At 63.2% G+C, this 7,725-nt stretch carries 7 protein-coding genes and 1 pseudogene; 2 read left to right on the forward strand and 6 right to left on the reverse strand.

What is annotated here, in order from left to right:
- The 3 genes and pseudogenes from ACR652_RS00135 to ACR652_RS00145 form a co-directional block, all read right to left on the reverse strand.
- A partial coding sequence (locus ACR652_RS00135) for a hydrogenase small subunit (RefSeq protein WP_434504488.1) occupies positions 1-747 on the reverse strand: 747 nt, incomplete at its 3' end.
- A gap of 304 nt (positions 748-1,051) precedes the next feature.
- Positions 1,052-2,775 (reverse strand): annotated as a pseudogene (locus ACR652_RS00140) (AAA family ATPase).
- On the reverse strand, positions 2,772-4,382 hold the full coding sequence (locus ACR652_RS00145) for a SagB/ThcOx family dehydrogenase (protein WP_434504489.1): 1,611 nt from the start codon (positions 4,380-4,382) through the stop codon (positions 2,772-2,774). The pseudogene ACR652_RS00140 and the gene ACR652_RS00145 overlap by 4 nt, the downstream one beginning before the upstream one ends.
- A 130-nt stretch (positions 4,383-4,512) precedes the next feature.
- Between ACR652_RS00145 and ACR652_RS00150 the strand changes: the two genes are divergently transcribed.
- Positions 4,513-4,842 (forward strand): hypothetical protein, encoded by a 330-nt coding sequence (locus tag ACR652_RS00150; protein ID WP_434504490.1) that lies wholly within the window; start codon positions 4,513-4,515, stop codon positions 4,840-4,842.
- Between the two features lie 20 nt (positions 4,843-4,862).
- Here ACR652_RS00150 and ACR652_RS00155 read toward each other — a convergent pair whose 3' ends face one another.
- The 3 genes from ACR652_RS00155 to ACR652_RS00165 all read right to left on the reverse strand — a co-directional run bounded on the left by ACR652_RS00155 (position 4,863) and on the right by ACR652_RS00165 (position 6,074).
- Positions 4,863-5,003 carry a hypothetical protein gene (locus tag ACR652_RS00155; protein ID WP_434504491.1) on the reverse strand — a complete coding sequence of 47 codons (141 nt, stop codon included), beginning with the start codon at positions 5,001-5,003 and terminating at the stop codon, positions 4,863-4,865.
- A gap of 66 nt (positions 5,004-5,069) precedes the next feature.
- Positions 5,070-5,648 (reverse strand): transcription termination/antitermination protein NusG, encoded by a 579-nt coding sequence (gene nusG, locus ACR652_RS00160; RefSeq protein ID WP_434504492.1) that lies wholly within the window; start codon positions 5,646-5,648, stop codon positions 5,070-5,072.
- A 162-nt stretch (positions 5,649-5,810) separates the two neighbouring features.
- Positions 5,811-6,074 carry a hypothetical protein gene (locus ACR652_RS00165; RefSeq protein ID WP_434504493.1) on the reverse strand — a complete coding sequence of 88 codons (264 nt, stop codon included), beginning with the start codon at positions 6,072-6,074 and terminating at the stop codon, positions 5,811-5,813.
- A 417-nt stretch (positions 6,075-6,491) separates the two neighbouring features.
- Between ACR652_RS00165 and ACR652_RS00170 the strand changes: the two genes are divergently transcribed.
- Positions 6,492-7,622, forward strand: a complete 1,131-nt coding sequence (locus ACR652_RS00170; RefSeq protein ID WP_434504494.1) for a cobalamin-independent methionine synthase II family protein — start codon at positions 6,492-6,494, stop codon at positions 7,620-7,622.
- The last annotated feature ends 103 nt before the right edge of the window (positions 7,623-7,725 follow it).

Here is a 7,725-nt window from a genome sequence, read left to right on the forward strand (position 1 = left end):
GTCCTCGACGAACTGGCCGGCGTCGAAATGCGGCCGCCGGTAGCATTTGTCGTGGATGCGCTGGGAATAGAACATCTTGGGCCGGCCCTGGCGATCGAGTTCCGGCAGCCGGCCGAAGGTGGTGATGAAGGTGACGACGCCGGTCATCACTTCCGCGATCGGCGGACAGCCCGGCACCTTGATGATCGGCTTGTCGCGAATGACCTTGTCGATGGGCGTCGCCTGAGTCGGGTTGGGGGCGGCGGCCTGTACGCAGCCCCATGAGGCGCAGGCGCCCCATGCGATGATCGCCATAGCGTCTTCCGCCATCCACTTCAGCTTCTCGACAAAGGGCTTGCCGCCGTCGATGCAGAACATGCCGCCTTCGTTGAGAGGCGGATTGCCTTCAACGGCGAGAATATATTTGCCCTTGTACTTTTCCCTGGTCTCATGCAGGATTTCCTCCGCCTGATGACCGGCGGCGGCCATGATGGTGTCGTCGTAATCCAGCGAGATCATGGAGAGGACGACGTCTTTCACCAGCGGATGCGCCGAGCGAATGAAGCTCTCTGAGCAGCAGGTGCATTCGAGCCCATGCATCCAGATCACAGGCACACGCTCGTTCGTCTCGAGCGCATGCGCCATTTTCGCCGCCGCCACGGAACCCAGACCGAGACTCGCAGCCGTCAGGGAACAGAATTTGGTGAAGCTGCGTCGCGTAATCCCCTGCCGACGGATCACGTCATAAAATGATTCAACAGCGGACATGTTTCCCCTAAAGGTCTTCTTGGCGGCTTCGTTCGGCCGTCTGAAGTCGCACGTTAACATTCAGCCCGCTGTTTGCAATCAGCGGGCCAATGCGCGCCTGCGCGTCACCTGTGGGAGAGGAAAGACAAACGAAACAATCATTGTTTCATTTGTCTCATGAATGTCAGCTTTGTTACATAATTGTCCTGTTCCAGATGCTTTCCGTCGTCAGCGAACCCTCGCGAGACCGGCGCAAATTCGGAAAGGGGGAGAAGGTGTTGGCGACATCACACCGGTTGCGCGAGTTCGGCGGGCGAAGACACCCTCACGCCGGCAGGAGCGCGTCGCGCTCATCCTCCGCGAAGGCGGGGTCGAGGCCCCGGAACACCGCGCAGCGGCGAAAAACGGCAATATCTGGCGCGAGGTTCTTCTGATGACAGAATTTCGCGACCAGCTTGGCGAGGCCCTTGATGTCACGCCCGGTCGCCTGCGGAAACAGCTCCACAAGCGCGTGGATCAGGCCCTCGTCCATCGGCAGCTCAAATTGTTCCGCCATGACGCGCCAAATGCGTCGTTTGGCCGCAGCGTCAGGTGGATTGTAGCGGATCAGTGCAATGCAGCGTGAGACAATCGCCTCGTCAATGTCGTCGACGCGGTTTGTTGTCAGAAACAGCAGGCCATTGAAATATTCCAGCACGCGAAGAAAGACGCCCACAACGGCGTTCATCGCCATATTGTCGTCGCGGCGCTTGATATAGACGTCCGCCTCGTCGATCAACATCACGGCGCCCCAGCGCTGCGCGCGGGTGAGGATCTCCTTCAGCGCCGTCTCCATGGAGGCGACGTTGAGGCCGAGCTGGCCGGAGTGCACCCGGAAAGCGGCCGCTGGATGATCTCGGAATAGACTTCCGCCGTGAGCGTCTTGCCGACGCCGGGCGGCCCCGCGCAGAGCACAGTCGTTCCGCCGGACTTTCCCTGGACGATGTCGTCCATGAGCATGTCCATCTCGGCCGTCAGAATGTCGATGAGATCGGTCTGATCCGGCGGCAGGACGAGTTTCTGTTTCAACTCCGGCTGGTAGCGATAAGGCCGCATCTCGTCGACATGCACCCAGAGGTGATGATGCAGATCGAGGTGAAACATCAGAATATAGGGATGAACGGGAATCTGCGTGAAGAGCCCCTCCGGCACGTCCGCGCGCAATTGGGCGATTTCCTCCTCGCCGTCGAAGCGGTTGCTTTTGCCCGCCTTGGCGAGGAACCGTCCGACAATATCGCCCGGCGCTTCGAGCGTGAGGCTGCGGGCGGAGAGCACGCCTTCGTCATTGACGAGCCGCGCGTCGCTTCCGCTCGCTGAAAGAACGACAATGTCCTTGCGCGCCCAGTCCGTGTCGCGGTGAGTGGCGTTGGGGTCTTCCGCGTGGAAGCCGGTTCCCCGGCCAGTGAATTGCGCGCCATAGCGTCCGCGCCAGTCGAAATAGGTTTCACCCGCAGCGTCGAAGGCCTCGATGAGGTCTCGCGTCTCCCGCATGAATCCCTTTGCCGCGAGGATTTCGCCGAGCGTGCGTCCGGCGATATCGCCCGACATGATGCGCAGCACATTCGTTTGCAGCGCTCCCTTGGCGTTGGCCTTCATCTCGATGAGAATCTTTCCGGCCTCGTCATTGGACGCCGGAATGAAATCGAGACGGGTCACGACATAGGGCAAAGGCTTCGCGGCGACGCTGGCGGTGAACAACCAGCCTCGGATGGCGCTTGTCGTGAGATCGCGCAGCAGCGCCGGAAAGACGTCCTCCAGCTCGTTCGCCTCGAAGCGCCTGCTCTCGGCGGCAAGGGCGACGCGCACGGTCGCAAGCTGCGCGGCGCGGCTGCGCGATTCGGGGCCCGCGCGTCGGTAGGACTCCTCGAGAAAATCCAGTTCCTCGCCAGTGAGATGCGAAAGAGCGATCTCGACCCTGTCGCTGAATCGCAATTGCGCCGCGAGGCCCGCCCGGGCGGGAAAACGCGCCATCAAGGCTTCGGCGTAGGGTCTCTCGATCTCGATGTTCATGGGCGGCGCCGCCTTTCGTCGGGATAGGCCGGCAAGGTCAGGATTCGCGGATCCTCGACCGGCGCGCCGACCGTGAAATGATAAAGATCCTGAAAGCGCGTCTCGCCGGGCGCAAAGCCGAGGAGCGCATGAACCTCGTCGTCGAAGAAGCAGCCGATTCCCGTCCCCGCCAATCCCGCCGCGGTCGCCCAGAGATAGAGCGCCTGGCCGATCAGCCCGGCTTCCCAATGCAGGCGGCGATAGGCGAAGCCGCCCTCTTCGTTCAGAGTGCGTTCGAAGTCCGCGATCATGGCGACGCTGAAACAGCCCTTGCCCGCGATCGGCTGGAGGCAGGCGGTCCGGGTCGCTTCGCGCTCCTGCGGGCCGGGGCGCAGGCGATAGAACGGCGTCTCCCCGAACGCGCCCGACATCCAATCGAAGTCAGGCGACAGCGCAAGCCGCAACGCCGGCGCGTTCGTGGAGTCTCGCTCCAGCAGATAGACGCCCGGCTCCACGCCCTCGACACGGTGAATCAAGAAGACAAGGGCAAGACGCGGCGGCGATGGCAAGGCGCTCAGCAGAGGCGCGGCGCCCGGCCTCAAGGCCGCCAGCAGTGCGGCGAAGGTTTCCTTCGGGAAGACTGCGGCGCCGTCCATGCGCTGCGCGCTGCGGCGGCGCCGCACCACCGCGCCGATCTGCGCATCCACGCCCTGCGCCGCGCCAGCCGCGGTCTCTGCAAGGAACGCCGTCGGAGCCGTCCGCGACTTACGGCACAGCCGGACGGCGCGATCGACCAGCGGCCAGCCGTCATGGTCCTCGCTGAGCCTGTTGGCGGCGCCAAAGAACTGGCGCGGCGCCTCGATCAGCGGCGCGATGTCGATATGCGGCCTCTCGCCGGACTGCGTCTGAACCCACAGGAGCAGGTCGGGCTCTTCCTCCTCGCGCCGGCGCCACGCGTCGGTCCTGTCGAGGCCCAGCAGCGATGCAATCTCCGCGTCGCCGGGATGTGTGAGCGCGCTCACGCGCCAGCCCAGCCCGGCGCCCGCCTGCGCCGCCGCGCCAATCGCGTGGCCGGCGTCGAGTTGGCAATAGCGGAAGGCGCGCTCGCCATATTTCCACGATTCGCGCCAGGGGATCGAGGTGAGCGCCAGCAGGAAGCCGCCGGCGGGCAGCAAGTTTTCAACGTCGTACGCCGCGCGCTCTTCGAGCGCATGTTCGAGCGGGGCGTAATGATGGAGACCAGCCAGAGCAGAGACGGCCTCCATGGCGTTCATCAGCACATAGGCTTCGGTCGGATGGAGATTGCCTGACGACGGGTTGTTGCGGAGCGCCCAGGTCGCCCCTTCCGCGCTCTTCCAGGCGCTCAGACCAAACGCAAGCTCGAGGAACAGCCCGAGAGATGCGGCGTCGAGCGCCACGGCGTCGCCTGCGGGACCCGGAAAGGCTGCTGCCGGCCCATCGCCCAGCGGAAGCTCGACAAGACGTGCGCCCGCGAAGCGCCGGTAGGGCGAAGGTTGCGACGTCCAGTCGAGAAACGCGGGTCCGAGGGCGTAGCGCGACGGCGCGTGTTTGGTGCGCGCATGGTAGCCGCGAATGTCGTTCGGCAGTTCGTCCCTGTCTCCACTCATGCCGCCAACCCGTCTCCCGCGCGCTGGCGCGATTCTTGATCCCGCCCTGCGTCCCGCCGGGCCAGCACAATCAAGAAGCGCGCCTGATCGGAGACAGATGTAAAAACAACGGGTTGAAGAGGGTCAAGACGTGACGGCCACGAGCGCTTTCGAACTTTCCGCCTGTCAGCGGCGTGGATTTGGCGCTTTGACGACACTGCGCCTGCGCGGACAGCCCGACCGGCGCCTGACGTTGCAGGAGGCGTCGATTCTCGCGCGCGCGCTCGCCGCGCTCGCGGGCGGCCGAAGCCGGGAGCCACACATCTACATGAGCCCGATCGCGAGCGATCAGGATTTCGAGGCGCGCGCCCGGGCCGACGGCATCGTCATTGTCGCCGAAGGCCATGCCGGCGTCACGCTCGACTGGACCGAGACACGCGCCCTGGCGGAAGCGTTACGGACGCTCGCCGAAAGCGCCTGAGCGCGTGGCGAGCGGCTCTGTCAGCGGCTGCCACGTTCGCCGAAATAGGGCGCCTGCGGCGTGCAGTCCGGGGTCGCGCAGCGCGGCGTATAAGCATAGGGAATCATGGCGATGACGAACAAAGCAGCGCCCAGGACGATGATCGCAAGTCTGTAATTCATGACGGCCTCTCCTGAGCCTTTCAAGCAGGGAGAGGCCGCGTCGTCCGTGACTATGTCGCGTTCCGGCTAAACGGCCTCCAGCGATGCGCGGTCGAGCGTCGTCATCACCTGGCCGCCCAGCATTTCCAGAAGGACGCGAACACGGCCCTTGTCGTCGAGCGAGGCAAGTCTGCCGATGAGATCCGAGAAGGGGCCGGAGGTCACCCGAACGGACTGCCCTTCGACCAGATCGCGATCGAGACGGCAAAGTCCGCGCTCGTCCAGGTAATCGACGAGCCTTTCCACGATGCCCTGCGGAACCGGCAAGGGACGCTCCCCGGCCATGATCAGGCAGGATACGCCGAAGGTTCCGTTGATCGATCTCCAGCGGTGTCGCTGCACATCGACCGCCACGAAGACATATCCAGGAAAAACCGCTCGCCTCACCTGCATCAATTTGCGGGCGTGCTTCACGTTTTTCAGCTGCTGCGGAAGAAAGGTTTGAAAGCCCTGCCGCCGAAGTTGATTTTCCGCATGAGATTCGCGTGTGGCGAGGGTTTGCGCAACGTACCAGCGCTCCCCCGCGTTGAGGTGATAATGATTTTGCTCAGAGACGAGAGCCGCATTCTGCCGCAAAGCAATTTCTCCCCGATGATTTGATTGCAACAGTTAAGTTATTGGCGAATTGGAGAAAATACTCAAAAAAAGGCATTATCTTGATCGCCCGCCCCGATCGGGTTGCAGGCACCTTGTCGCAGGATCGTATGAAATTCGGCCGCTTTCCGCCGCAATCGACGCTCGGACAGACTTTCATGAGTCGCGGTTATGCTACGTCGCGAGCGCGCCCGCCGCCACCTTCATCTGGCTGATCAGCAGAAGCGTGGCCGCATGTTCCCTGGCCTCGAACGGCTCCGGACGATAGGCGAGGATGATGGCCTCCACCTCGCTGATCTGCGCCATGCCGGCGGCGAATGTTCGTTTCAGCCCCGACAGACGCGCGTGCTCCAGAAGCAGCACCGACTGGCGCGCGTTTCTATAGGCGTGAGACGCTTTCCTGGGGCCGGCTGTCTCCGCCAGTCGTCGCGCGGTCATTGAACTCGCTCCCTTTTTCCGCGCAGGCGCTCATGCCGCGGCGGTACGTACGGTCTTGCTTTCCCGGCATGCAGTGGTCGCGTCCGACGGTTAATAAAACGTAAACACCCGTCCGGACCATGCGCTGCTGCGACTGCGAAGGCGCCGGCTGCGTCGCATCAGGCGAGTGGTCGGCCGCATCCTGCCGCGCGGCGAGAGAAGAGGCAGAGCGCGGCGCGGGCCCATCACGACAACGTGATTTGCGTTCGACCGACATCGAACACGACACGTTACTGCTTCGGTCGTGATGGGCAGCGGCGCGGACATGCGTATGCTTGGAACGCAAACGCTCATCCGTGCGTTCAAATAAGCTGTCTTTGTGATTTGGATGAGGTGCGGCCCGGACCAAAGCTCGACAAGAAACTGAGGGAGGGGACCTTGAAGATTGCCGGACAGGAGATTTTGATTCCGACGAGCATGGTCGGCAATTACCCCAATCCGCGTTGGTGGGATGGGTCTTTCGCGCGCTTTTTCCAGGGGGACCGCGAGCCGCCGGACGCACTGAGCCGGGAGGCGCTGGAAGACGCGATCTGCGCCATCGCGCGTGATCAGGAGAGCGCTGGCCTCGATATTATCTCGGACGGGCGTGTGCACGGCGACAATTACGCCGACACGGCGGTGTATCACTATTTTCGCCGGCTCGGATATGATCTTCGCGGTGGACATCTTGGCTTCCCGATCTACAGCCGGCTCCACACGGGAACTGTAGAGCATGAGATCAAGCGTCGCGGCGCGATCATGGTCGAACAGGCCCGGGCGCTGAAACGCGCGACGCGCAAGCCCACGAAGGTGCAATACACGGGCGTACAGGTTCTCGCCCAATGCACGAATGACCTCTATTACAAAAGCTCGCGCGACAGGGCGCTCGCCATCGCGAAAGCGATCAACGAGGATATTCGTGAAGTCGACGCGCTCGGCGTCGATTTCATCCAGCTCGACGAATTCACCTGGCCCTATTTCTTCGAGGACTGGGCGATCGAGGCGTTCAACACCGCGGTGGAAGGCGTCAGGAATGCGCGCATCGTCGTGCATGTCTGCTGGGGGAACTGGGGCGGGACGCCGGCTTATTACGCCGATGAAACCGGCAAGCCCGGTGAAATTTACGATCTCACCAAACGCAAGGACAACGCCAAAGCGCCGGACGCGACGCGCGCGATCGTGCCAAAGGCCTATGAAGCCAGGATCGATGTGCTGAACCTCGAAAGCTGCGGCCGGCGAGTCGACGACATGTCGGGACTCGACACGTTCAGACAGTTCCCGCTTCCGGACAATGTCGATTTCTGGGCCGGCGTGATCGATGTGAAGAGCACGATCACGGAGACCACGGCGCAGGTCGCTGAACGCATCAATCACCTGCTCAAGGTCATTCCGGCGGAACGGCTCGGCGTGACGACGGACTGCGGCCTCATCCTTCTGCAACGCTACATCGCGCAGGACAAGCTCCACGCGCTGGCGGAAGGCGTGAAGCTGGTGCGCGAGCAGTCCAGACAGGCCGTCGCCGCCGAGTAACCGTGATCATCGGCGCGGCAGCCGTTGCCGCGCCGACAGCGACGCGGGAGCGGCCGCCATGCCCGTCTATGTCATGTCCTGCCCTGAGTGCGGGCGCGCCACG

Source organism: Methylocystis sp., from assembly GCF_051061225.1.
In the GTDB taxonomy this organism is placed as follows: domain Bacteria; phylum Pseudomonadota; class Alphaproteobacteria; order Rhizobiales; family Beijerinckiaceae; genus Methylocystis.

What these genes read in the sequence shown, in the direction of transcription:
- ACR652_RS00145 (WP_434504489.1), bottom strand. Translation starts at nt 4,382, where the DNA reads ATGAGTGGAGACAGGGACGAACTGCCGAACGACATTCGCGGCTACCAT.
- ACR652_RS00155 (WP_434504491.1), bottom strand. Translation starts at nt 5,003, where the DNA reads ATGAATTACAGACTTGCGATCATCGTCCTGGGCGCTGCTTTGTTCGTC.
- ACR652_RS00165 (WP_434504493.1), bottom strand. Translation starts at nt 6,074, where the DNA reads ATGACCGCGCGACGACTGGCGGAGACAGCCGGCCCCAGGAAAGCGTCT.